The organism is Burkholderia sp. AU16482 (assembly GCF_002223285.1).
Taxonomy (GTDB): domain Bacteria; phylum Pseudomonadota; class Gammaproteobacteria; order Burkholderiales; family Burkholderiaceae; genus Burkholderia; species Burkholderia semiarida.
The window spans coordinates 1,351,564-1,376,739 of record NZ_NKEY01000006.1; the positions used below are offsets into that span (position 1 = coordinate 1,351,564).

Annotated in this window: 23 protein-coding genes and 1 pseudogene; 16 read left to right on the plus strand and 8 right to left on the minus strand. The window is 68.0% G+C overall.

Annotation, left to right across the window (positions count from 1 at the left end):
• The 4 genes from CFB35_RS23460 (at position 1) to CFB35_RS23475 (ending at position 2,765) form a co-directional block, all read left to right on the plus strand.
• On the plus strand, positions 1-915 hold the full coding sequence (locus CFB35_RS23460) for an ABC transporter ATP-binding protein (protein ID WP_089465603.1): 915 nt from the start codon (positions 1-3) through the stop codon (positions 913-915).
• Entirely contained in the window at positions 912-1,688 is a 777-nt protein-coding gene (locus CFB35_RS23465; RefSeq protein WP_060310822.1) for an ABC transporter ATP-binding protein, read from the plus strand. Before CFB35_RS23460 ends, CFB35_RS23465 begins: the two co-directional genes overlap by 4 nt.
• Before the next feature lie 128 nt (positions 1,689-1,816).
• Positions 1,817-2,071, plus strand: a complete 255-nt coding sequence (locus CFB35_RS23470) for a GlsB/YeaQ/YmgE family stress response membrane protein (protein ID WP_059584970.1) — start codon at positions 1,817-1,819, stop codon at positions 2,069-2,071.
• A 364-nt stretch (positions 2,072-2,435) separates the two neighbouring features.
• Positions 2,436-2,765, plus strand: coding sequence for a hypothetical protein (locus CFB35_RS23475; protein ID WP_059639607.1), 330 nt, complete (start codon positions 2,436-2,438; stop codon positions 2,763-2,765).
• 19 nt (positions 2,766-2,784) lie between these two features.
• On the opposite strand, the gene CFB35_RS23480 is transcribed toward CFB35_RS23475, so the two are convergent.
• From CFB35_RS23480 to CFB35_RS23490, 3 genes are all read right to left on the minus strand, one after another.
• Positions 2,785-3,657 (minus strand): LysR substrate-binding domain-containing protein, encoded by an 873-nt coding sequence (locus CFB35_RS23480; protein ID WP_059584968.1) that lies wholly within the window; start codon positions 3,655-3,657, stop codon positions 2,785-2,787.
• Between the two features lie 106 nt (positions 3,658-3,763).
• Positions 3,764-4,663 (minus strand): class A beta-lactamase, encoded by a 900-nt coding sequence (gene bla / locus CFB35_RS23485; RefSeq protein ID WP_089465604.1) that lies wholly within the window; start codon positions 4,661-4,663, stop codon positions 3,764-3,766.
• Between the two features lie 206 nt (positions 4,664-4,869).
• A complete protein-coding gene (locus tag CFB35_RS23490) occupies positions 4,870-5,757 on the minus strand; it encodes a peptidoglycan DD-metalloendopeptidase family protein (RefSeq protein WP_089465605.1) in 888 nt (295 codons plus the stop codon).
• 497 nt (positions 5,758-6,254) lie between these two features.
• Here CFB35_RS23490 and CFB35_RS23495 point away from each other — a divergent pair, with 497 nt between their 5' ends.
• The 3 genes from CFB35_RS23495 (at position 6,255) to CFB35_RS35430 (ending at position 7,782) form a co-directional block, all read left to right on the plus strand.
• Positions 6,255-7,151, plus strand: a complete 897-nt coding sequence (locus CFB35_RS23495; protein WP_059584965.1) for a LysR substrate-binding domain-containing protein — start codon at positions 6,255-6,257, stop codon at positions 7,149-7,151.
• A 46-nt stretch (positions 7,152-7,197) separates the two neighbouring features.
• Positions 7,198-7,584 carry an ester cyclase gene (locus CFB35_RS23500; protein ID WP_060311673.1) on the plus strand — a complete coding sequence of 129 codons (387 nt, stop codon included), beginning with the start codon at positions 7,198-7,200 and terminating at the stop codon, positions 7,582-7,584.
• 69 nt (positions 7,585-7,653) lie between these two features.
• Positions 7,654-7,782: a hypothetical protein gene (locus CFB35_RS35430; protein ID WP_256940235.1), complete on the plus strand. Its 129-nt coding sequence runs from the start codon at positions 7,654-7,656 to the stop codon at positions 7,780-7,782.
• An 84-nt stretch (positions 7,783-7,866) separates the two neighbouring features.
• Here CFB35_RS35430 and CFB35_RS23505 read toward each other — a convergent pair whose 3' ends face one another.
• Positions 7,867-8,607: a sulfite exporter TauE/SafE family protein gene (locus CFB35_RS23505; RefSeq protein ID WP_089465606.1), complete on the minus strand. Its 741-nt coding sequence runs from the start codon at positions 8,605-8,607 to the stop codon at positions 7,867-7,869.
• 131 nt (positions 8,608-8,738) lie between these two features.
• Positions 8,739-9,740: an aldo/keto reductase gene (locus CFB35_RS23510; protein ID WP_089465607.1), complete on the minus strand. Its 1,002-nt coding sequence runs from the start codon at positions 9,738-9,740 to the stop codon at positions 8,739-8,741.
• 141 nt (positions 9,741-9,881) lie between these two features.
• On the opposite strand from CFB35_RS23510, the gene CFB35_RS23515 reads away from it, so the two are divergent.
• Positions 9,882-10,793, plus strand: a complete 912-nt coding sequence (locus tag CFB35_RS23515; protein WP_089465608.1) for a LysR family transcriptional regulator — start codon at positions 9,882-9,884, stop codon at positions 10,791-10,793.
• A 40-nt stretch (positions 10,794-10,833) separates the two neighbouring features.
• Here the strand turns inward: CFB35_RS23515 and CFB35_RS23520 are convergent, their stop codons facing one another.
• On the minus strand, positions 10,834-11,988 hold the full coding sequence (locus CFB35_RS23520) for a porin (RefSeq protein ID WP_060310814.1): 1,155 nt from the start codon (positions 11,986-11,988) through the stop codon (positions 10,834-10,836).
• Between the two features lie 381 nt (positions 11,989-12,369).
• Here CFB35_RS23520 and CFB35_RS23530 point away from each other — a divergent pair, with 381 nt between their 5' ends.
• The 3 genes from CFB35_RS23530 (at position 12,370) to CFB35_RS23540 (ending at position 15,410) form a co-directional block, all read left to right on the plus strand.
• Entirely contained in the window at positions 12,370-13,467 is a 1,098-nt protein-coding gene (locus CFB35_RS23530; protein WP_060310813.1) for an OpgC domain-containing protein, read from the plus strand.
• Between the two features lie 61 nt (positions 13,468-13,528).
• Positions 13,529-14,464, plus strand: a complete 936-nt coding sequence (locus CFB35_RS23535; protein ID WP_089465609.1) for an esterase family protein — start codon at positions 13,529-13,531, stop codon at positions 14,462-14,464.
• 187 nt (positions 14,465-14,651) lie between these two features.
• Positions 14,652-15,410, plus strand: coding sequence for an SDR family oxidoreductase (locus CFB35_RS23540; RefSeq protein WP_089465610.1), 759 nt, complete (start codon positions 14,652-14,654; stop codon positions 15,408-15,410).
• Positions 15,411-15,516: 106 nt separating this feature from the next.
• Here CFB35_RS23540 and CFB35_RS23545 read toward each other — a convergent pair whose 3' ends face one another.
• Entirely contained in the window at positions 15,517-15,891 is a 375-nt protein-coding gene (locus CFB35_RS23545) for a hypothetical protein (protein WP_059639618.1), read from the minus strand.
• A 316-nt stretch (positions 15,892-16,207) separates the two neighbouring features.
• On the opposite strand from CFB35_RS23545, the gene CFB35_RS23550 reads away from it, so the two are divergent.
• From CFB35_RS23550 to CFB35_RS23570, 5 genes and pseudogenes are all read left to right on the plus strand, one after another.
• The gene (locus CFB35_RS23550) at positions 16,208-17,131 is read left to right on the plus strand and encodes a LysR family transcriptional regulator (protein WP_089465611.1); all 924 of its coding nucleotides are present in this window, start codon (positions 16,208-16,210) and stop codon (positions 17,129-17,131) included.
• 21 nt (positions 17,132-17,152) lie between these two features.
• Positions 17,153-17,826: pseudogene (locus CFB35_RS23555) on the plus strand (response regulator transcription factor).
• 154 nt (positions 17,827-17,980) lie between these two features.
• Complete coding sequence (locus CFB35_RS23560) at positions 17,981-21,235, plus strand: efflux RND transporter permease subunit (RefSeq protein WP_059584954.1); 3,255 nt, start codon at positions 17,981-17,983, stop codon at positions 21,233-21,235.
• Positions 21,225-22,430: an efflux RND transporter periplasmic adaptor subunit gene (locus tag CFB35_RS23565; RefSeq protein WP_059584953.1), complete on the plus strand. Its 1,206-nt coding sequence runs from the start codon at positions 21,225-21,227 to the stop codon at positions 22,428-22,430. The genes CFB35_RS23560 and CFB35_RS23565 overlap by 11 nt, the downstream gene beginning before the upstream one ends.
• The gene (locus CFB35_RS23570) at positions 22,423-23,883 is read left to right on the plus strand and encodes an efflux transporter outer membrane subunit (protein WP_089465612.1); all 1,461 of its coding nucleotides are present in this window, start codon (positions 22,423-22,425) and stop codon (positions 23,881-23,883) included. The genes CFB35_RS23565 and CFB35_RS23570 overlap by 8 nt, the downstream gene beginning before the upstream one ends.
• 90 nt (positions 23,884-23,973) lie before the next feature.
• On the opposite strand, the gene CFB35_RS23575 is transcribed toward CFB35_RS23570, so the two are convergent.
• Positions 23,974-25,149 (minus strand): porin, encoded by a 1,176-nt coding sequence (locus CFB35_RS23575; protein WP_089465791.1) that lies wholly within the window; start codon positions 25,147-25,149, stop codon positions 23,974-23,976.
• Between the last annotated feature and the right edge of the window lie 27 nt (positions 25,150-25,176).

Here is a 25,176-nt window from a genome sequence, read left to right on the forward strand (position 1 = left end):
ATGCCGACGAATTCCACTACCGCGCCGGCGCCGCTCTGCGAGATCGACGGGCTGAAGATCGGCTTTCGCGGGCACGACGGCAGCGTGACCGACGCCGTGCGCGACCTGTCGCTGACCCTCGCGCCCGGCGAACGGCTCGGCATCGTCGGCGAATCGGGCTCCGGCAAGTCGCTGACGGGCCGCGCGCTGCTCGGCCTGCTGCCCGACGCCGCGCGCTTTTCGGCGCGCACGATGCGCTTCGCGGGGCACGACCTGCTCGCGATGTCGCCGCGCGAGCGCCGGCGGCTGTGCGGCAGCCAGATGGGGATGATCCTGCAGGACCCGAAATATTCGCTGAATCCGGTGATGACGGTCGCGAAGCAGATGGGCGAGGCGTTCCGCCTGCACGAGCCCGGCTTGCGCGGCCGCGCGCTGCGCGAACGGATCGTCGAGGCGCTCGCGGCCGTGCAGATCCGCGACCCGGCGCGCGTCGCCGATGCGTATCCGCACGAGCTGTCGGGCGGCATGGGTCAGCGCGTGATGATCGCGATGATGGTGTCGACCGGCCCGCGCCTCTTGATCGCCGACGAGCCGACGTCCGCGCTCGACGTCGCGGTGTCGATGCAGGTGCTCGCGGTGCTCGACGCGATGATCGCGCGCCACGGCACGGGCCTGATGTTCATCAGTCACGACCTGCCGCTCGTGATGTCGTTCTGCGATCGCGTCGCGGTGATGTATGCGGGCCGCGTGGTCGAAACCTGCGCCGCGCGCGACCTGCGCGACGCTTCGCATCCCTATACGCGCGGCCTGCTCGCGGCCAACCCGCCGCTCGCGAACCCGCCCGACGAACTGCCGGTGCTGCGGCGCGATCCGGCATGGCTCGATTCCGCACCGCCCGCCTTCGCGCCCGCCAATCGACAGGAGCCCGCACGATGATCGACGTCGATCACGCATCGATCCGTTTCCCGACCCGCACGGGTCACGTCGACGCCGTGCGCGACGCGAGCTTCGCGGTGCGCGACGGCGAAGTGTTCGGGCTGGTCGGCGAATCGGGTTCCGGCAAGTCGACGCTGCTGCGTGCGCTGACGGGCCTCGTGCCGCTCGCGTCCGGCAGCCTGTCGATCGACGGCCGCCCGGTGGGCGGCACGCCCGATCGCGCGTTCCGCCGCCACGTGCAGATGGTGTTCCAGGATCCGTACGCGTCGCTGCATCCGCGCTTCACCGTCGATCAGACGCTGCGCGAGCCGCTGTCGATCCATGCGATCGACGACCCCGATGCGCGGATCGCCCGCGCGCTCGCCGAGGTCGGCCTCGGCCCCGCGTTCCGCTTCCGCTATCCGCACCAGTTGTCGGGCGGCCAGCGGCAGCGCGTGGCGATCGCGCGTGCGCTGATCGTCGAGCCGCGCGTGCTGCTGCTCGACGAGCCGACGTCCGCGCTCGACGTATCGGTGCAGGCCGAGATCCTCAACCTGCTGCGCCGCCTGCATCGCGAACGCAACCTGACGATGATCCTCGTCAGCCACAACCTCGCGGTGATCGGCTTCCTGTGCCAGCGCGTCGCGGTAATGCAGCACGGCGAGATCGTCGAGCAATTGCGGGTCGAGGACGTGCGCGCCGGGCAGGTCGCACGCGACTACACGCGCACGCTGCTGAACGCGACCGAAGGCTATCGACGGCTCGATCCGGCGGCCGGTGTGCCGACCGCCTGACATCCGCACGACGCGCCGGCATGCGATACTCGGCACGCCGCGCACGGGTTCGCCGTCGCAGGGAACCCCGGTGCGCCGGGCGAGTCCATTTCCTTTCGTCAACAACTCAACAGCAACAGGGGGCATCCATGCTGCAATTCATCGAAACCCTGGTCGTCGGGCTCATCGTCGGCCTCCTCGCCCGCGCGTTCAAGCCGGGCGACGACAAGATGGGTATCCTGATGACCATCGTGCTCGGCGTCGTGGGTTCGCTGGTCGCCGGCTACGTCGGCCGCGCGGCCGGCTGGTACGCGCCTGGCCAGGGCGCCGGCTGGATCGCGTCGATCATCGGCGCGATCGTGCTGCTCGTGGTCGTCGGCGCGATCCGCAAGCGCGCGGGCTGAACACCGCCCGCCGCGCGCCAGCGCAACACGGCCGCTCGCCCCGCGCGAGCGGCCGTTTTCTTTTGGCGAATCGCCATTCTCAGGATTGCCGATTCGTTGAGCCCTCAACGATTTACCTGCAAATCCCGCATCCATTGACGGGTATCCACCGAGCCTACGTCATCGGCAATACCCTGACTTGCGGCCGCACAATTTTGAGATAAATTGATTGAAGAAACACGGCGTCGTTTGCTCGTCGTCGTTATTTCCGGTTTCTCACTCAAGAGGTTCGATGAAATTGCCGTTTACGCATACAGCATCGCAGCGTTGACGGACTGCCATTCGAGCGGCCTCGCTGCGACGCGCTTCCTCTCTGGAGCCTGTCATGAAGCATCGCCTGTTCGCCGCCTCGTTCGCATTGGCTGCCTCGCTTCTGGCGCCTTCCTCGTCCTTTGCCGAAGGCGCATCCGGCATCATCCACTTCACCGGCATGATCGTCGAGCCGCCCTGCTCGTTCGCGCCCGACACGGCCAACGCCGCCCGCATACGCGCCGATTGCCCGCGGCCCGCGACCGGGCAGATCGCGTTCGTCGACGCGGCGAGCCAGCAGGCCGTCAAGACCACGACCTTTACCGAAGCTTCGGGCGCAATCGTTTTACCGAAGCGCGCGGGCAACAGTCGTGCACCGATGATCGCCGTCGTGACCTACCAGTAAAGCTCGCCGCGGCCGCGCGTCAGTCGCGATGGCGCGCGATCCAGTCGCTGAACGCGCGAATCTTCTGCTGGCCGCCGAGGTTCTCGGGATAGACGAAGAAGTAGCGCGCGCCCGTCTCGAGCACGATGTCGAACGGCCGTTCGAGCCGGCGCGCGCTGACGTCGTCGTCGACGAGCGTCACGTCGCCGATCGCGACGCCGAAGCCCTGCATCGCCGCGTTCGTCGCGAGATCGAGCGTGTCGAACGTCGGCCCGCGCGCGGGATCGACTCCACGCTCGCCCGCATGGTCGAGCCATGCGCGCCAGTCGCGGTGGTCGCGCGTCGGATGCAGCAGCGTATGGCGCGCGAGATCGCCGACCGCATCGAGCGGCGACGCTTGCCGCAACTCGGGCGCGCAAACGGGTGTCAGCCGCTCGTCGAACAGCGGCAGCGCGACGACGCCCGGGCCGGGCGAGGTCCCGTAGACGATCGCCGCATCGAACGGTTCGCTCGAGAAATCGACGACGTGCTGCCACGCGGTCGTGATCTGCACGTGGAGATCGGGATGTTCGCCCTGGAAACGCATGATGCGCGGCAGCATCCAGCGGATCACGCAGGTCGGCACCTTCAGCGCGAGATCGGTGCGCTGCCGCGTGAGCTTCATCGAGATGTCCTCGATCCGCGCGAAGCTCTCGTCGACCACCGGCAACAACTGCTCGCCCTCGGCCGTCAGCGTGAGGCCCTTCGCATGCCGCCTGAACAGCGGAAAACCGTAATGCGCCTCGAGCGTCTGGATCTGCCGGCTCACCGCGCCCTGCGTGATGCACAGCTGCTCGGCCGCGCGCGTGAAGCTGCGGTGGCGAGCCACCGTCGAGAAGATCTGCAGCGCGTGCAGGGGCGGAAGTCGGCGCATGGCGAACGGGAAACGGGAAACGGCGCGGATGGGCCGCGCGCCGACGCCGGCGCGCGCTGACCGACACGATAAGCCAAACGCCGGCTTTGCGCGAGACGCCGGATACTCAGGCCGTCGCGGTAAGCGCGCCCGCCGCGATGCGCGCCGCCGATGCGACGACGTCCGCGCGCGCCGCGGCAGTCGCCTCCGGCTGCGTGAACGACACGGCCATCACGATCGGCGCGTGCGACGGCGGCCACAGCACCGCGATGTCGGTCGTCGTGCCGTAGCCGCCGGTGCCGGCCTTGTCGGCGACGCGCCAGCCGGGCGGCACGCCAGCCGCGATGCCGGTCGCGCCGCGCGCGCCGCCGACCATCCATTCCGTCAGTTGCGCGCGCTGCGGTTCGCGCAGCGTGTCGCCGAGCAGCAGCCGCTGCAGCGTGTCGACCATCGCGACCGGCGTCGACGTGTCGCGCTCGTCGCCGGGCGCGGCCTTGTTCAGCTCGGGTTCCCAGTGATCGAGGCGGAAGGTGGTGTCGCCGCTTTCGCGCGCGAACGCCGTGACGGCCTGCGGGCCGCCGAGCACGCCCATCAGCAGGTTGCCCGCGCCCTTGTCGCCCGACTGCAGCATCGCCGCGCACAGCTGCGCGATCGTCATGCCGGTGTCGACGCGGCTTTCCGTAATCGGCGAGCCGGACACGATTTCATAGCGACGGTACAGGATGCGGCGCGGCAGCAGCGATGCGTCGAGCGCGCCGCGCGCGAGCATCGCGGCGGCCGCCATGACCGCATACGTGCCGCACAGCGGGAAGCGCTCGCGCGCGTGGTGCGCGATGCGCACGCCGTTCGACGTATCGAGCGCGGCGACGCCGAGCCGCCCGTTCGAGGCTTTTTCCAGCGCGGCGAGTTCGGCTTGTCCAGTATGGGCGCGCCCCTGGTCGGCGACCGGCGCCGACGTGCATGCGGCAACGAACGGCGCGGCAACGGCGGCAAGCAACAGCGAGCGGCGTGTCGGAGAATGTTCCATGGATGAGATCTGTTCTGTCGGAAACGGTGGCGCGAAGCAACGCGGCCGCGCATCGGCGACGCGCGACCGTTCACGCCGACGGCCGGCCCGCGACGGCATTCGCCGCGCATCCCCGAAAGACGCCCGTCGGCCCCGCGATGGCGGGATTCGCATGAACACCTAGCGTAGCAGCGACCGCCGCCGCGTTCCAGCGCGACGGCCGCGCTTCACCCTTGCGACGAAGGCAGGTACGGCATCGGGTTCACCGGCTTGCCGTCGCGTCGCACCTCGAACAGCAGCGCGACACGCGAGTTGTCGAGGTCGCCCATCTCGGCGATCGCATCGCCCTGATGCACGATGTCGCCCGTCTTCACGAGCAGCTTGCGGTTGTGTGCATAGGCGGTCAGGAAATCCGCGTTGTGCTGCACGATGATCAGGCTGCCGTAATCGTTCAGGCCGGTGCCCGCATACATCACCCGGCCGTCGGCCGCGGCGCGAACCGGGTCGCCCGGCCGGCCGGCGATCTGGATGCCGCGGTTCTGCCCGGGCCGGAACCCTTCGACGATCTTGCCGGTTGCGGGCCACTTCAGCGCGACGCCGCCCGCATGGCGCTTCGTTTCCTTGACGACCTGGCGGTCGCTCGCGGTCGACGCGGTGGCTTGCGGATTGGCCGGCGAAGCGGCCTGATTATCCGCCGCGCCATTGCCCGCCACAGCCTGCGTGCCAGCCGCGCCCGCGGGCGGCAGCGGCTGCTGCTTGACGATGCGCAGGACCTGCCCCAGGCGCAGCCTGCCGTTCGCGGCCAGCTTGTTCCAGGTGCGCAAGTCGGCCACGCTGCACTCGTTCGCGGATGCGATGCCCGTCAGCGTGTCGCCGCGCTTCACGACGTACTTTTTCGCGACGAGAATCGGCGCGGCCGGCTTAGGCGCGGCCGGCATAGGCGCGGCCGGCATCGGTCCGGCCGACGGCGCGGCAGGCCGGCTCGAATCGGAAGGCTGCCCCGCCAGCGTGTCGCTCGGCGCAACGGACTGCGTACTTGCACAACCGGCCATGACGAGCACGGCGGCCAGGCCCGACAGCCACGCCGCCTTGCGGTGAATCTCGCGCGTTTTCATGGACGATCCGACTCCGGTTTGACAATCCTTCAAGCATCTCAAAAACGGAACGGCCGACGTGTAACCGGATGCAAACAATGATGACAAACGATCACGGAGCGGATGCCGGCCGGCATGCGTTACCGGTAATACGGTCCGATCCGGAAAAACTTGATGGTCCTTTCGGAGAAAAACGGAAGAATTTTCGTCGCAAAAAAACTATGGCAACTTCGTTTTCATAGACAAACGCGCGACGTTCATCTCAACCATGCGACGAATTGGGCCCCGGCCCACGCGACGCCGACGCACAGGAACAGCAGATGCAGCGCGATCTTGAACGACACGCCCCATGACGAATCGATCCGCATGACGGGCTCCCCGGTTGATGTGCGTTCATGATCGGCCATCGATCGCGCCCCGGGAATGCGGAAGCGGCGAACCGGGTCTCAGGCCAACCCTGAGACCGCCGCCGCGGTTCCTGCTAACTTATCGGCCATTCCCCCCATCGCCTTGCCATCATGCGCTTCGACCTGACCGACCTGCGGCTCTTCCTGAACATCTGCGAGGCCGGCACGATCACGAGCGGCGCCGAACGCACGCACATCACGCTGCAGGCGGCGAGCGAGCGCATTCGCGGGATGGAGGACGAACTGGGCGTGCCGCTGCTGCACCGGACCAAGTCGGGCGCGCAGGCGACCGATGCGGGCCGCGCGCTCGAACACCACGCGCGCACCGTGCTGCAGCAGATCGATCACATGCGCGGCGAACTGCAGCAATACGGCCAGGGGCTGCGCGGCCATATCCGGCTGCTGTGCAACACCGCATCGCTGAGCGAATACCTGCCCGACGCACTGGCCGATTACCTGCCGCGCCATCCGAAGCTGTCGATCAGCGTCGAGGAACGCTCGAGCCAGGAGATCGTGCATGCGATCCGCAACAAGACGGCCGAGATCGGCATCGTCGCCGATTCGGTCGGCCTCGGCGGGCTCGAACAAAAGCCGTTCCGCGAAGACTGGCTGATCGTCGTCGTGCCGGCCGCGCATCCGCTCGCGTCGCACGACAAGATCGCGTTCGACGACATCGCGGGCGAAGACTTCATCGGCCTCACCGACGGCAGCGCGCTGCAGGTGCATCTCGCCGACCAGGCGCGCGCGCTCGGCAAGCGGATCCGCTATCGCGTGCAATTGAAGAGCTTCGACGCGATCTGCCGCGTGATCGCGAGCGGCGTGGGCATCGGCATCGTGTCGCGGCATGCGGCCGAGCGCGCGATGCAGACGATGGACGTGCGGCTCGTCGAGCTGTCCGATCCGTGGAGCCATCGGAAACTGACGCTCTGCGCGCGGTCGTTCGACGCGCTGCCGAAGTACACGCGCGAGTTCGTCGCGTTTTTGTCGGGCGCCACGCCGCCGCGGTAACGCGCGCCACATTCGACTCACCCGATCGACATACGGAGACATGGCCATGACCGACACCGATCTCGCCACCCGCTATCGCGCGTATATCGACTGCCTGAACCGGCAGGACTGGCCGTCGCTCGGCGAATACGTATCCGACGACGTGATTCACAACGACCGGCCGCTCGGCCTCGCCGGTTATCGCGCGATGCTGGAACAGGACTTCCGCGACATCCCCGATCTGCGTTTCGAGATCCGGCTGCTCGCGTGCGAGCCGCCGCGCGTCGCGTGCCGCCTTCGCTTCACGTGTTCACCGAAAGGGACGTTCATGGGGCTCGCCATCGACGGCCGCAAGGTCACGTTCGCGGAGAACGTGTTCTACGAATTTCACGAAGGCAAGATCCGCCAGGTGTGGTCGGTGATCGACAAGGCGGCGATCGAAAAGCAGCTTTGACGTCGTCGGAACGGCAGGCCGTCGCGCGCGCCGGCCTGCGCTCGGCCTCGCACACCGATACGCCGAGCGGTGAACGGCACGACGAATCCGCTGTCGACGCTGCCGGTCGGGCAACTGCCTTCGAACGTCGCGTGCACGCCGAAGCCGGTCACACTCGGCGCGGGCGCGACTCGCACGGTCGGGTGGAAACTGAAGTAGCCGATCCGGCGTGAGGCGCGTGACCGGGATCCCGTGACGGCTCGCGAAACCGGCTTCGGGACCATTCGGCGCCCGGCTACACGTTCACCACCACCCTGCCCCCGCCATATACGCGCCCAGTACAACCAGCCCGACGAAGAAGCAACGCTTGAACATCTTCTCGCTCATCACGCGCCGCGCATATTGGCCGCCGGCCATTCCCGCCAGCGCGGGCACGAGCGCGAGCGCCGACACGCCGAGGTCGACCGTCTGCAATGCGCCCGTCACGCGCAACTGCAGGCCGAGCACGATCGTCGACGCGGTAAACGACAGCCCGAGCGCCTGGATCAGATCGTCCTTCGACAGCCGCAGCGCCTGCAGGTACGGCACGGCCGGTACGACGAACACGCCGGTCGCGGCCGTCACGACGCCCGTCAGGTAGCCGACCACGGCCGACAGCCATTTTTCGTGGCGCCCCGGCGCGGGCAACCGTGCGGCCGCCAGCCCCCATAGCCCGTAAAGCACCAGCACCACGCCGAGCGCCGCGTGCGTCCACGTGCTGCCGGCCGCCAGCGCCGGCAACCCGCCCGTCAGCGTGCCGACCGTCAGGCCGGCGAGCAGCGGCCACAGCCGGCGTAACAGCGCGCCGAACGACGGGCCGAGCCACAGCTGCCACACGTTGGTGATGAACGACGGGACGAGCAGCAGACTTGCTGCGGCCGACGGCGGCATCGCGAGCGTCAGCAGCCCCATCGCGATCGTCGGCAGCCCGAGCCCGATCATCCCCTTCACCGCGCCGGCCAGCAGGAAAACCAGCACGACGATCGCCAGCGTATGCATTTGCATGGAGGCATTCCGTCCGTTGAGTACGGCGCCGATGGTGCCCGCCTGCCATGCCGCCCGCCATCTGGTTTTGCCTGAGGCTGGCTCGGGCTCGCCGGACGGAGCGCTCAGGCGCGTCGATCCGGCCCCGTGAATCACCCCCGGCCCTGCTCGCTGTCGAGGTGCGCCATCTGCGCGGCCGGATAACGCTCGCCGGCAGCCGCCCCGGCGGGGACCGCCGCTTCGATACGCGTGAGATCGTTGACCGTTAGTTGCAATTCAGTCGCCAGCAAGCCGTCCTGCAATTGCGTGCGTTTGCGGGCGCCGACCAGCGGCACGATGTCGGCGCCGCGCGACAGTACCCACGCGATCGCGACCTGTGCCGGATTGCTGCCCTTCTCGTCGGCGATCGCGCGCAGCGCGTCGACGAGCGCGAGGTTGTGCGCGAGATTCTCGCCCTGGAAGCGCGGGCTCGCCGCGCGGAAATCGCGCTCGCCCTGCCGCGCCGCCGTCCAGCGCCCGCCGAGCAGCCCGCGCGACAGCACGCCGTAGGCCGTCACGCCAATGCCGAGCGCGCGGCACACGGGCAGGATCTCGGCCTCGATCCCGCGCGACAGCAACGAGTACTCGATCTGCAGATCGGCGATCGGCGCGACGGCGGCCGCGCGGCGGATCGTGTCCGCGCCGGCTTCGGACAGCCCGATATGGCGCACGTACCCGGCCTTCACGAGATCGGCGATCGCGCCGACCGTTTCCTCGATCGGCACCGCCGGATCGACGCGGGCCGGGCGATAGATGTCGAGGTAGTCGGTGCCGAGCCGCTTCAGCGAATACGCGACGAAGTTCCGGATCGCCGCGGGCCGCGCGTCGTAGCCGGCAAACCCGCCGGCCGGATCGCGCAGCGCGCCGAATTTCACGCTGATGCGCACCTGGTCGCGCGTACGGCCGCGCAGCGCGTCGCGAATCAGCATCTCGTTATCGCCCATCCCGTAGAAATCGCCGGTGTCGAGCATCGTGATGCCGTGGTCGAGCGCCGCGTGCAGCGTCGCGATGCTTTCGTCGCGATCGGCCGGCCCGTAGAAATCCGACATCCCCATGCAGCCGAGCGCGATCGCCGATACCTGCGGGCCCGTGCGGCCCAGTTGACGCATGTCCATGTCCGTTTCCTTCAAATGGTGAGTGGATGGAACGGATTCTGGCCGCGTGACGCCGCGCGATAAACGCGAAACGCGCCACCAAACCATTCGACGCTGATTAACAATGGAGCCTGTTCCTTTCCCGCCAAGGTTCTCGCCCGCATGGACCATCTGCAAGCAATGCGCATCTTCGCGCGCGTCGCCCATCTCGGCAGCTTCACGAAAGCGGCCGAGCAACTCCAGCTGCCGCGCCCGACGGTCAGCAACGCCGTCCAGTATCTGGAAAAGCACCTGAAGGTCCGGCTGCTGCAACGCACGACGCGGCGCGTCGCGCTGACCGCCGAGGGCGCGACCTACTACGAGCGCTGCGTGCGGTTGCTGGCCGATCTCGACGACGCGGAAACGCTGTTCGAGGACGCCGGCGCGTCGCCGCGCGGCGTGATCCGCGTCGACCTGCCCGAACGTTTCGCGCTGAATCACGTGATTCCGGCGCTGCCGGATTTCCACGCGCGCTACCCCGACCTGCGCATCGTGATCAGCACGACCGACCGCTTCGTCGATCTCGTCGCGGACGGCATCGACTGCGCGGTGCGGGTCGGCGTGCTGTCCGACACGTCGCTCGTCGCGCGGCGCGTCGGCGAGATGGCCCAGATCAACTGCGCGTCGCCCGCCTATCTCGCGCGCCACGGCACGCCGCGCTCGCCGGACGATCTGCCGGACCACGTCGCGGTCGGTTATTTTTCGAGCCGCACGGGCCGCGAACTGGACTGGGAATATGCGGACATGGATTCGGGCGAGATGCGCACCGTCAAAATGCACAGCGTCGTGTCGGTCAACAGCTCGCAGGCGTATCTCGCGTGCTGCGTCGCGGGCCTCGGGCTGATCCAGGCGCCGCGCGACGGGCTCGCGCCGCTGCTCGCCGACGGTTCGCTGGTCGAGGTGCTGCCGGAATGGAATGCGGCGCCGCTGCCCGTGGCGGTGGTGTTCCCGACCGGCCGGCACCTGGCGCCGCGCGTGCGGATCTTCGTCGACTGGCTCGCGCAAACGCTCGGCGGCACGCACCGGGCGGACTGACGGCGGCCGTGCCGGGACATGCGCGCCGACGGCGGCGCACTCAGAACTTGTGGCGGATCGCGGCGCGCACCGAGAACTGGTTCGACGACGACGACGGGCCGTCCGTCCCGACGACGTAGCCGCCGTCGGCCGCCGTGCCCGTCTTGTCGCCGGCCACCTTCTGCCACGCGCCCTGCAGGTACACGTCGGTGCGTTTCGACAGGCTGTAGTCGGCCATCAGGCCGACCGTGTGGTACTTCGGCTTGAACGAGCCGGCCGCGGCGTCGTACTTGCCGTCCGTGTACACGTACTGCGCGCCGAGGTAGAAATCGGGCGTGAGCTGGTACTTGCCGTTGACTTCGAAGTTCTGGAACTTCGTCGCGGTCAGCCCGAGGCCGGCGAACGTCGACGCCGGCAGGTAGACCGTCGATACCGGGTTCTTCACGTCGGTCTTCGTATAGACGAAGCCGACCGTGGCCGGGCCGAACGTATAGTTGACGCCGCCGCCGAAGATGCGCAGCCGATCGGCGACGAAGTTCGCGTCGTCGGCCGCGATCGCGCCCGCGTTGCCGATGCCCGGATTGTTCGCCTGCAGGTAGGCGGCGGCGACCTGCAGCCCGGCGAGCGAATACTGCGCGCCGATGCTGTACTGGCGGTTGTTCGAGAAGCCCGTGCTGTTGCTGAAGCTGTACGTGCCGCCCAGCGTCAGGCCGTTCCAGTCGGGGCTTGCGTACTTGACCGTGTTGTTGACGCGAAACGAGTTGTCCGTGTTGTCGTTGTCGAACGGGTGCGAGAACAGCGTGCCGCCCCAGTTGCCGTTCGCGGTCAGCGGCGCGAGATAGTCGACGACGGAATCGTACTGGCGGCCGAAGGTCAGCGTGCCGAAGCGCGACTCCGACAGCCCGACGAACGCCTGACGGCCGAACATGCGGCCGCCCTGGCCGAGCCGGCCGTTATTCACGTCGAAACCGTTTTCCAGCGTGAAGATCGCCTTCAGCCCGCCGCCGAGATCCTCGCTGCCCTTCAGGCCCCACCGGCTACCCTGCGCATAGCCGCTCGCGAGCTGGTAGTTGGTCTTTCCGACCCCATTGACGTTGACGTTGTTCGTGTAATTGAAGCCTTCGTCGATCAGGCCGTACAGCGTCACGCTGTTCTCGGCAAAGGCCGGCGCGGCGCAAGCGGCGAGCGCGGCGGCAAAAATGGCGTGCTTCTTCATGACGAATCTCCGGAGCCGGGGGCCGGGCAGGCCAAACGCCCGGCGCATGTTCGATCTGTTGTATGTGTGGCCCGCAGGGCGGACGACGCGGTGTGCGGCCGCGTGAGGACAAAATGGTGTCACGTCGGAAATCGTCCGTCCATCGGGTACCGGTCGTCGCGCGCAAAGCGTTGCGCTCGTCCAACTGCCGGGTTGCGCGCACGGCCCGACCGCGCTTGTCGGCGGCGACGGGCCGGCCCGCCATCCGCGTAAACCCGATGGGCGCCGCATCGGTGGCACAATGCGCATCCGTTCGCCATTTCTTCACGAAGTCATGCTTGACCCCGATTCATGCGCGGCGCGTGCCGGCCGTGCCCGCGGCCCGCGCCGAAAGGCGCTCCGATGAGCGCGCCGGCCCGGGCCGGCCGCTACGCCGAGCTCGATTTCTTCCGCGGCCTCGTGCTGCTCGTCATCGTCGTCGACCACATCGGCGGCAGCATCCTGTCGCGCGTGACGCTGCACGCGTACGCGCTGTGCGACGCGGCCGAGGTGTTCGTGTTCCTCGGCGGCTTCGCGACCGCCATTGCGTACAACTCGCTCGCCGAGCGGCACGACGAAGCCGCCGCGCGCCAGCGCTTCATCCGGCGTGCGTTCGAGATCTACCGCGCGTTCCTCGTGACGGCCGGCCTGATGCTGCTGATCACCGCCGCGCTGAATGCGCTGGCGATCGACGGCCCGAACATGCCGACCAACGATCTCGACGGGCTGCTGCACAAGCCGCTCGCCGCGCTGCGCGACATCCTGCTGTTCCGCCGCCAGCCGTACCTCGCGTCGGTGCTGCCGATGTACGCATTCTTTGCGCTGCTCGTCCCGCTCGCGCTGCCGCTCGCGCGCACGCAGCCGTGGCTGATGCTCGCGTTCAGCGGATCGCTGTGGTACGCGGCGCCGCACGTCGCGCGCTTCTTGCCGACCGTCGAAGGCGCGCCGTGGGATTTCAACCCGTTCGCGTGGCAGTTCCTGTTCGTGCTCGGCGTGATCGCGCGCTGCCAGCCCGTCTACCAGACCCTCGCGCCCAGGCCGCAGGGCTGGCTGCTGACGGCCGCGTCGCTCGCGGTCGTCGCGGCCGGCGCATACTACCGGCTGCGCATCGAGCCGTTCCCGACCGATCCGTCGATCAAGCAGAACCTCGGCGCGCTGCGGCTCGTGAACTTCCTCGCGATCGCGTGGCTCGCCGCCAAGCTCGTGCACCTCGGCTGGATGAAGAAGGTCGCGCACGCGATGCCGTGGATCGGCACGATCGGCCGGCAGGGACTGCTGTGCTTCGTCGCGGGCACCGGCATCTCGCTCGCGGTCGATTCGCTGCTCTACCAGGCGACCGAAGGCTATCTCGACGTGCCGCTCGGGCTGGCAGCCGACGCCGTCGCGATCGGGCTGCTGTATCTCGTCGCCAAACTCTACGGGCCGCTCGTCGCGCGGCTGCCGTTCCGTTCGCGGCCATGACGCGCCGCGCCGTCATGCGCCGCTGCGACGATAGCCGGCGCCTCTCCTGAAACGATTCGCCATGCGCCGACTCGCCCTTCCGTTCGCCCTCGCCCTGATCGCCGGCGCCATCGCCACCGCCCATGCCACGCCGCCGGCGCCCGGGCCCTCGGTATCGCCCGCGCCGCCGGCCGTGCAGACCGCGACGACGCCGTCGGCCGCGCAGGAGCCATCCGTCAATCCGGGCAGCAGCGTCGTGCTGCGCACGTTCCGCTCCCCGTCGCTGAAACGCGACTGGTCGTACACGGTCTACCTGCCGCCCGGCTACAACCCGGAAGGCGCGCGCTACCCGGTGATGTACCTGCTGCACGGCAACGCGGGCAACGCGAACGACTGGGTCACGCAGGGCCGGCTGCAGGCCACCGCCGACACGCTGATCGAGCGCCACGACATCCCGCCCGTCGTGATCGTGATGCCGCAGGGCGGCACCGACTGGTACGTCGACCGCAAGGAGAAGATGCAGAGCGCGTTCCTCAACGACCTGCTGCCGGAAGTCGAAGCGCACTTCGCGGTGTCGAACCAGCGCGCGGGGCGCGCGATCGGCGGCGTGTCGATGGGCGGCTTCGGCGCGCTGCGCTTCTCGCTGCTCGAGCCGGGGCTGTTCTGCGGCGCGATGCTGCTGAGCCCCGCGATCTATGCGAACGAGCCGCCGCTCAATTCCGCCGCGCGCTACGTCGGCGTATTCGGCGACCGGCAGTTCGATCCGCGCGTGTGGCACGAGCTCAACTACCCGGCGCTGCTGCGCGGCTATTTCGCGCGCAACTGGCGCGTGCCGATGTTCATCGCGGCCGGCGACGACGACCTGACGATCCAGGCGGAGTCGAGCGTGCTGTACACACAGCTGCGCCGGGCGCAGAACCCGGCCGAGCTGCGCATCGTCGACGGCGGGCATATGTGGGACGTGTGGCGCGGGTTGCTCGGGCCGGGGTTGAAGTATGCGCTGGAGTGTGTGAAGTGACGGCCGGCGGGGCGTTGCTCCGCCTTGCCGCTCGCTCGGCTCCGCGTTGAGCGAAAGCCACGGTATCCAGCGTGCGCTTCACGATGTCGCTTGAATCCGTACCCGCCGCATTTCGACTACATTGCCAAAGTGGCGATGCCATCGGTCGTCGCCTGCCTCCCCTACTCGACCCGCAGGAAATCAAGCCATGTCTGACTCGAAGAAATTCGCCGCCGTCACGGGCGCCGGCTCCGGCATCGGTCGCGCAGCGGCCGTCGCGCTCGCCCAGGCCGGTTTCACCGTCGCGCTGCTCGGGCGCACGGAGGCGTCGTTACGCGAAACGCGGGACGCCATCCGCACCGCCGGCGGCGACGCGCAGGTATTTCCCGCCGACGTGACCGACGAAGCATCGGTCGACCACGCGTTCGCGCAGATCGCACAGCAATTCGGCCGGCTCGACGTCCTGTTCAACAACGCCGGCCGCAACGCCCCGGTCGTTTCCCTCGGCGACTACGAACTCGACGTATGGAACAGCGTCGTCGCGACGAACCTGACCGGCGTCTTTCTGTGCGCGCGGGCCGCGTGGCGGCTGATGAAGGCGCAAACGCCGCAGGGTGGCCGAATCATCAACAACGGCTCGATCTCGGCGCACGCGCCGCGCCCCGACACGATCGCGTACACGGCGACCAAGCACGCGGTGACCGGGATCACCAGGTCGCTCGCGCTGGACGGTCGCCGGTACAACATCGCGTGCGGCCAGATCGACATCGGCAACGCGGCCACGTCGCTCACGGAACGGATGACGCAAGGCGTCCCGCAAGCGGACGGCAGCCTGGCGCCGGAAGCGCGAATGGACGTCGCGCATGTCGCGAACGCGATCGTCCAGATGGCGAATCTGCCGCTCGATACGAACATCCTGAACATGACGATCATGGCGACCGCGATGCCGTTCGTCGGTCGCGGGTAACACGCGCCGCAGCCCGCGCCGGAAGGCAGCGTTCACGTACGGGCGGCGACCGCACCGCGCCGTCGCGACGTCGCTGAAGGCCAGCCCGTCGCGACGCAGATTGGTTTCAGTGAGGCAGGCCGATCGCCTGCCGCTCGTCCTCGAGCAGTTGCGTCAACGAACCGTGCAACCGCTCAACGCTGTGCGGCGGTAGCGCGAAGCTTGCCCAACCGAGCCCGCTGTGACGCAGCAACAGCACCGCGCCGCCCTGCAGCGGATGGCGTTCGGCATACCAGCAGGGGTCCATTTCGGTCACGAATGGCTGCTCGTGCGGCGGACGTTCCGGTACGGCAGGCTGCATCGACGCGCGCAGCAAGCTCAAGTACTGGATGACTGCGTCCACGTCTTCCGGATCGAGCACTGCCGCGCCACGCTCGATCGACATCAGCACGACGAGCTTGCCGTGCTCCTCGATCATCTTGATGCTCAACGGTTGTGCCATCTTCGTCGTCCTTGCCGCGGTTACGAGATCTCATTATCGACCTCGGTACAGGCTGGCCGCCTGAAGATTTGTGATCCATGCATGAATCTTTTTTTAGAAATCTTCAGAAAGCGCGTCGCGCTGTCGTCCATCCGACTCCATCGCTTTCTAAACGAAATTTCATCCGGCCAGCACCGTTTTTTTAGCGTCCCGCCCCCGCGTGCCTTCCATAATGGATTCGCTGCCCGCCCCCGCAGGCGCAGCGCGATGCGTCGACGCAGCCCGCCGAAGACGGACGCGCCGCCCCGCATTTCCGGCAAATCACTCCTCGCCGATCATGAACCAACTGCAAGCGATGCGTGTCTTCACGCGTGTGGTCGAGTTGTCGAGCTTCAGTCTCGCCGCACGTCAGCTCGGCATGTCGGCCGCCGCGGTCACGCGCAGCGTCGGCATGCTCGAGGCCCATCTGAACATGCGCCTGTTGAACCGTACCACGCGCAGCCTGTCGCTCACCGAGCCGGGCCGCGAATATCTCGACGGCTGCCGCGCGATCATCGAGAAGCTCGACGAGATCGAATCGAACCTCGCGCAGGTCAATCGCGATCCGCACGGTACGCTGCGCATCGCCGCGTCGGCCACCTCGGTTGCGGCCGGGCTGTGCACGCTGCTGTCCACGTATCGCATCGCGCATCCGCGCGTGCGATTCGACGTGACGACGTTCGATATCCAGGTCGACATGGTGGAAGGCGGCTACGACGTGTGCTTCTGTGACGATCACCGCCTCGTCAACTCGACCTTCGTGTCGCGGACGTTGACGAGCGTGCGCGACGTGGTCGTCGCGTCCCCCGACTACCTCGCGCGGCACGGCACGCCTGTCGAGCCGGTCGAACTGAATACGCACAGCCTGCTGACCGTGTCGAACGGCGCCGCGCGCAACTGGGAGTTCTCGGCTACCGACGGCGCCTGCCGCATCTATACCGGCAATGCGCTGGCATCGACCAGCAACACGATGGTGCGGATCGCGGCACTCAATCACATGGGTATCGCGCAATTGCCGCATCCGCTCGTGGCCGACGATCTCGCACGCGGCACGTTGGTGCCGATTCTCGAACGCTACGAAGCGAACGGCGGCCCGCGCCGCCTCTCGATGCTCTACCCGAGCCGCAATTATCTGTCCACGAAAGTGCGCAGCTTCATCGACTACGTGGTCGACCACTATCGCACGCCCGGGCGCATCGCCATGCAGCTTGCCGCTGCGTGACTTCGCCGGGTCGCGCACGCCATGGCACATATCCTGACGATCGAAGACGATCCGCTGATCGCGGATCACATCGCGCACACGCTGCGTGCCGAAGGCCACCAGATCGACGTCGCGCGCACCGGCCGCGACGGCATGGCCCGCGCGATGAGCGCGCACTACGACGTCGTGACGCTCGATCGCATGTTGCCCGACCTCGACGGGCTGACGATCCTCGCGACGATGCGCGGCGTCGGCCTCGATACGCCGGTGCTCGTGATGAGTGCGATGTCCGACGTCGATCAGCGTATCCAGGGCTGCGCGCCGGCGGCGACGACTACCTCGTCAAGCCGTTCTCGCTCGAAGAAATGTGCGCGCGCATCGACGTGCTGATTCGCCGGCGGCCGCGCGGCACGCACGTCGACACGGTGCTGCGCGCCGGCGAGCTGGAACTCGACCTGGTGCGGCGACGCGCGACGCTCGGCGTGCACGAGCTCGCGCTGTTGCCGACCGAATCCCGCGTGCTCGAATTCATGATGCGCAACGCCGGCCGCGTGCTCACGCGCACGATGATCTTCGAAGCCGTGTGGGGGTGCCGTTTCGATCCCGGCACGAACCTGATCGACGTGCACGTCGGCCGCCTGCGCAAGAAGGTGAATCGGCCAGGCGCGGCGCCGCTGATCCGCACGATCCGCGGCTCGGGCTACCTGCTCGGTTGAGTCCGTCCGCCACTTAAAACTTGTTTCATCTTTTTAGCGACCCGCTGTTAGGGGCTGCTCCGCAGAATGCGGTCATCGGATACGCATCGGTATTTTCCCGAAGACGCGCACGTCCGGCTCTTCTTCACGACGCTTTTGAACGGAGCAGCACCTCATGCTGAAAATTGTCCGGCTCGCGCTCACGCGGCCCTATACGTTCGTCGTACTGGCGCTGCTGATCCTGATCGCGGGCCCGCTCGCGGCGATCCGAACGCCCATCGACATCTTTCCGGACATCCGCATTCCGGTGATCAGCGTCGTGTGGAACTACGCCGGCCTGCAGCCGGATGACATGTCCGGACGCGTGATCACGTACTACGAGCGCACGCTCGGCACGACGGTGAACGACGTCCAGCATATCGAGTCGCAATCGTTCCGCGGCTACGGCATCGTGAAGATCTTCTTCCAGCCGACCGTCGATATCCGCACGGCGACCGCGCAGGTCACGTCGATCTCGCAGACCGTGCTCAAGCAGATGCCGCCCGGCACCACGCCGCCGCAGATCCTCAACTACAACGCATCGACCGTGCCCGTGCTGCAGATCGCGCTGACCAGCAACACGCTCGACGAACAGAAGCTGGGAGATTACGCGGTCAACTTCATTCGGCCGCAGTTGCTGTCGGTGCCCGGCGTCGCGATTCCGACGCCGTACGGCGGCAAGACACGCGAAGTACAGATCGACCTCGACCCGCAGGCGCTGCAGTCGAAAGGGCTGTCGGCGCAGGACGTCGCGCACGCGCTCGCGCAGCAGAATCAGATCATCCCGGCCGGCACGCAGAAGATCGGCCGCTTCGAATACAACATCAAGCTCAACAACAGCCCGCTCTCGCTCGACGCGTTGAACGACCTGCCGATCAAGTCGGTCGGCGGCACGACGATTTATATCCGCGACGTCGCCCACGTGCGCGACGGCTACCCGCCCCAAGGCAACATCGTGCGCGTGGACGGCCGCCGCGCGGTGCTGATGAGTATCCTGAAGAACGGCTCCGCATCGACGCTCGACATCATCGCCGGCGTGAAGGCGAAGCTGCCGCTGGTCGAACAGACGCTGCCGCCGGGACTGAAGCTCGTCACGATGGGCGACCAGTCGACCTTCGTGAACGGCGCCGTGAGCGGCGTGGCGCGCGAAGGCATCATCGCCGCCGCGCTGACCTCGCTGATGATCCTGCTGTTTCTCGGCTCGTGGCGTTCGACTCTGATCATCGCCGCGTCGATCCCGCTGGCCGTGCTGTCGGCGATCGCGCTGCTCGCGGCCACCGGCGAAACGCTGAACGTGATGACGCTCGGCGGCCTCGCGCTCGCGGTCGGGATCCTCGTCGACGATGCGACGGTGACGATCGAGAACGTGAACTGGCACCTCGAACAGGGCAAGGACACGCGCACCGCGATCGTCGACGGCGCGAAACAGATCGTGATGCCGGCGCTCGTCTCGCTGCTGTGCATCTGCATCGTGTTCGTGCCGATGCTGATGCTCGACGGCATCTCGCGCTTTCTGTTCGTGCCGATGGCCAAGGCGGTGATCTTCTCGATGGTGTCGTCGTTCGTGCTGTCGCGCACCTTCGTGCCGATGCTCGCGCAATACCTGCTCAAGCCGCACGCATCGGCCGGCCACGCGTCGGGCGAACTGGCCGCGGTGATGGATCCGCACGCGGGCCATGCCGGCGCGCACGAGGTCCCGCCGTCGCGCAATCCGCTGGTGCGCTTCCAGCGCGCATTCGAGCGCCGCTTCGAAGCCGTGCGCGCGTCGTACCGGATCCTGCTGGGCCTCGCGCTCACGCGCCGCAAGCCGTTCGTCGTCGCCTTCCTCTGCATCGTGGCCGCGTCCTTCCTGCTCGCGCCGTCGCTCGGTCGCAACTTCTTCCCGACCATCGACTCCGGCGAGATCGCGCTGCACGTGCGCGCGCCGGTCGGCACGCGTGTCGAGGAAACCGCCGCCGAACTCGACCGCATCGAAAACACGATCCGCGGCGTGATTCCACCCGCGCAGTTGCGCGAAGTGATCGACAACATCGGCCTGCCGAACAGCGGGATCAACCTGACCTACAACAACAGCGGCACGCTCGGGCCGCAGGACGGCGACATCCTGATCTCGCTGTCGCGCGATCACGCGCCGACCGCCGACTACGTGCGCACGCTGCGCGAACGCCTGCCGCGCGCCTATCCGGGCACCACGTTCTCGTTCCTGCCCGCCGACATCGTCAGCCAGATCCTCAACTTCGGCGCACCGGCCCCGGTCGACCTGCAGGTGGCGGGCCCCAACCAGCAGGCCAACCTCGCCTATGCGCGCGAGCTGTACCGCAAGCTGCGCCTGATCGCGGGCGTCGCCGACCCGCGCATCCAGCAGGCCAGCACCTATCCGCAATTCACGGTGACGGTCGACCGCACGCGCGCCGACCAGCTCGGCATCACCGAGCAGGACGTGACGAACTCGGTGGTCGCGACGCTGGCCGGCACCAGCCAGGTCGACCCGACCTACTGGCTCAATCCGCGCAACGGCGTGTCCTATCCGATCGTCGCGCAAACGCCGCAGTACAGGATGACCACGCTGTCGGCGCTGCAGAACCTGCCGGTCACCAGCGCGAACGGCCAGTCCCAGCTGCTGGGCGGTCTGGCCACGATCACGCGCGGCGTCGGCAACGCGGTGGTGTCGCACTACAACATCGAGCCGCTGTTCGACATCTACGCGACCACCCAGGGACGCGACCTCGGCGCGGTCGCGGCCGACATCGACGATATCGTCAAGGCCACCGCGAAGGACGTGCCCAAGGGCTCGACCGTCACGCTGCGCGGCCAGGTGCAGACCATGAACGGCGCGTTCGCCGGCCTGCTGCTCGGCCTCGTGGGCGCGATCGTGCTGATCTACCTGCTGATCGTCGTGAACTTCCACTCGTGGGCCGACGCATTCGTGATCGTCTCGGCGCTGCCGGCGGCGCTGGCCGGCATCGTCTGGATGCTGTTCACCACGCATACGCCGCTGTCGGTGCCGGCGCTGACCGGCGCGATCCTGTGCATGGGTGTCGCCACCGCCAACTCGATCCTCGTCGTCAGTTTCGCGCGCGAGCGCCTGGCCGAAACCGGCAACGCGCTGGCCTCCGCGCTCGAGGCCGGGTTCACGCGCTTCCGCCCGGTGCTGATGACCGCGCTCGCGATGATCATCGGCATGGCGCCGATGGCGCTCGGCCTCGGCGACGGCGGCGAGCAGAACGCGCCGCTCGGCCGCGCGGTGATCGGCGGCCTCGCATGCGCGACGATCGCGACGCTGTTCTTCGTTCCCGTCGTGTTCAGCCTCGTGCATCGGCGCGATGCGCTCAAGCACGACGGTTCCCGCGCTTCCTCCCCTTCCGCGTCCGGAGCTTCCCATGTCCACTGAGATCGATATCAAGTCGCCGAAACGGCTGCCCAACCTCAAGCTCGTCGCCACGCTCACCGCGCTGATCGCGGTCGGCATCGTGGCGACCGGCATCGTCGGCCGCGCGCACGCGAAACAGGAAATGACGACCTGGTCCGCCGAGCAAGCGGTGCCGACCGTGGTCGCGTACACGCCGTCGACCGGCGGCGACGGCGCCACGCTCGTGCTGCCCGGCCATTTGTCCGCATTCGAGAGCGCGCCGATCCATGCGCAGGTGTCGGGCTACCTGCATGCGTGGTACACCGATATCGGCGCGCACGTGAAGTCGGGGCAACTGCTCGGACTGATCGATACGCCCGAGCTCGATCAGCAACTGCTGCAGGCGCGCGCCGATCTGCAGAGTTCGCTCGCCAACGAGAAGCTTGCCGCGTCCACGGCCGCGCGCTGGAAGAGGATGCTCGCGCAGGATTCGGTGTCGCAGCAGGAAACCGACGAGAAGACCAGCGACCTCGCGGCCAAGCAGGCGATCGTCGCCGCCAACGAGGCCAACGTGCGGCGCCTCGAGGCGCTGGAGGCGTTCAAGCGCATCGTCGCGCCGTTCGACGGCGTCGTCACCGCACGCAAGACCGACATCGGCCAGTTGATCTCGGCCGGCGGCGGCGCCGGCCCGGAGCTGTTTGCCGTGTCCGACGTGCACCGGATGCGCGTCTACGTGAGCGTGCCGCAGAACGAGGCCGCCGCGATCCGGCCCGGCATGACGGCCACACTGACCGTGCCGGAGCATCCGGGCGAGACCTTCCGGGCGACGCTCGCCGACACCGACGACTCGATCGCCGATTCGACCGGCACGCTGCTCGTGCAGTTGATGGTCGACAACCCCGACGGCAAGCTGATTCCCGGCGAATACACCGAGGTGCATTTCGCGCTGCCGGCCGGCAGCAGCCACGTGCTGACGATTCCGGCCAGTTCGTTGATCTTCCGGCAGGCCGGCCTGCAGGTCGCCGTGGTCGGCAAGGACGATCGCGCGGTATTCAAGCCCGTGACGATCGCGACCGACCTCGGCACGCACGTGCAGATCGCGACCGGCCTCGCGCCGGACGATCGCGTGATCGACAACCCGCCCGACTCGCTCGCCGCCGGCGATCCGGTCAGGCTCGCGGCGCCGGCTCGCACCGTCGCGTCGGCCGCGCGCGATACGGAGCGTGCGCATGGCTAACCGGCTTCGGCTTTGCGCGACGCTCGCCGGCGTCGCGTTCCTCTGCGCGTGCTCGTTCGCACCTGCCTATCATGCGCCGCACCCCGCGCTGCCGGCCAGCTTCAAGGAAGCGGGCGGCTGGCAGCCCGCGAAGCCGGCCGACCGCATCGCGCGCGACGGCTGGTGGAAGGCGTTCCGCGATCCCGTGCTCGACCGGCTCGAAGCACGGGTGGCCGCGGCCAACCCCGACGTGGCCGCGGCCGTGGCCCGCCACGACGAGGCAACCGCGCTGTTCGATCAGGCGCGCTCGGGTCTGTTCCCCACCATCGGCCTCGGCGCGCAGGTCTCGAGCAACCGTCAGTCGGCCATGCGGCCGTTGCGCGGCTCGAACCAGCCGAACGTCTATGGCGACAACACGCTCGACGCCGGCTTCGACTACGACCTCGACCTGTGGGGCAAGGTGCGGAACGAAGTCGCGGCCGGGCGCGCCGACGCACAGGCCAGCGCCGACGATCTCGCGTCGGTCCGACTGAGCTTGCAGGCCAGCCTCGCGAGCGCGTACTTCAGCCTGCGCGGGCTCGATCAGCAGCAACAGTTGCTGGCCGATACGATCGACACGTATCAGCGCGCGCTGCGCCTGACGATGAGTCGGCACGCAGGCGGCATCGCATCCGATCTCGACGTGTCGCGCGCGCGGACGCAGCTCGATTCGGCCCGCGCGTCGGCCGAGGACGTACGGGCGCGGCGCGCGCTCTACGAGCACGCGATCGCGACGCTCACGGGCGTACCGGCATCGTCGTTCTCGCTGGCGCCGGCCCTGAACGCGGCTTATCTGCCGACGATCCCGACCGGCATTCCCGCGACGCTGCTGCAGCGGCGCCCCGACGTCGCGGCCGCCGAGCGGCGCATGGCCGCCGCCAACGCGAAGATCGGCGTGGTGCGCGCGGCGTTCTTCCCCGACGTCACGCTCGGGCTGGTCGGTGGCTACCAGAGTTCGGGCCTCGGCCACTGGCTCCGCGCGCCGAACGAGATCTGGTCGATCGGGCCGAGCCTCGCGCTGACGCTGTTCGACGGCGGCCGGCGCCAGGCGCTCACCGACCAGGCGCGCGCGCAGCTGGCCGAGAACGGCGCGAAATACCGCGCGGTGGTGCTCGACGCGTGCCAGCAGGTAGAAGACAACCTCGCCCTCACGCACCACCTCGGCGACGAAGCCGAGCGCGAGCAAGAAGCGCTCGACGCGGCCGAACGCACGTTGCAGCTGTCGATGTCGCGCTACCGGGACGGCGTCGTCAGCTATCTCGACGTGGTGACGGCGCAGACCACCGAACTCGATACGAAGGTTGCGATGCTGGAGCTGGACACGCGCCGGCAACTGGCGGCGGTGGGGTTGATCGCCGCGCTGGGCGGCGGTTGGTCGACCGATGAAGCCGCATCCGGCGCGCAAGTACCGGCCGCGACGTCGCCCCTTCAATGAACTGAATCCCTTGCGGCATGAACGAGGCGTGTCGCATTTCAAGGCACCCGTCGCGATGACGGGTGCCGTTTTTTACGTCGGCCCGACCGCTCAGAACTTGTGACGGATACCGGCCGCGACCACCGCCTGACGATCGTTGCCCGATGCCGCCAGGTTGAAGATCCCCGCGTGGCCGAGCACCGCGACGCCGTCCGCCCCCGTCACGCGCTGGTACACGCCTTCCAGATAAAGGTCGGTGCGGCGCGACAGCGCATAGTCGGCCTGCAGCATGAGCTGGTTCCACTTCGGCGCGATGCCGCGGCCCGCCTCGTCGAAGCGGCCTTGCGTGAACGTATAGGCGCCGCCCAGCGAGAAAGCCGGCGTGAGGCAATAGCGCGCATTCAGTTCGTAGTTGCTGAAGGTCAGAAACTGGCCGTTCACCGTGCCATACGAACCACCTTGCGACAGTTCTCGCGGGTCGTTCAGGATCGTTCTCGTATAGACCAGGCCGACCGTCGCATGGTCGAACGCATAGTGCGCACCAGCGCCGAACGTGCGCCAGCGGCCGCCGGCCAGCATCGCATCGCCATCCGCGCTGCTCAGCGAACCGCCGGTGTTCTGCGGCTTGTTCACGCCGCCCGGCTGGTCCGACTGCAGGTACGCGACGGCGACGGCGACCGGACCGTTCGCATACTGCGCGCCGACGCTGTACGCGTTGTCGTTGCTGAACCCGCCACCCTGATTGCTGAAGCCGTAAGCGCCGCCGAACGTGAAGCCGCCATAGTTCGCACTGCGGAACTTCACCGCGTTGTTCATGCGTGTGTCGTTGGCGAGGTTGTCGTTGTCGTACGGATGATCGGCGAGGTTGCCGCCGAATCCCGACCCGGTCGCCGACAGCGGCGCGACGAAGTCGACCAGGAAATCGTACTGGCGGCCGAGCGTCACCGTGCCCCACTGGCGGCTCGCGAGGCCGACCCACGCCTGGCGGCCGAACACGTCGCCGCCGTTGCCGAACTTGCCGTTCGCGACGTTGAAGCCGTTCTCGACGGTGAACACGGCCGCGAGGCCGCCGCCGAGATCCTCGTTGCCGCGCAGCCCCCAGCGCGACGTGCTGACGTTGCCGCTCTGCACGCCATAAGCGGGCCCCGCGCCCGCGGCCGATTTCTGGTTGCTGATGTAGTCCAGGCCCGCGTCGATCGTGCCGTACAGCGTCACGCTGCTCTGCGCATGCGCCGCGCTCGCAAGCAGGCATGCGACCGCCGCCGGAATTGCCAGATATGTCTTCATGATGGTTTCGTTGGAGTGGATCGGTCC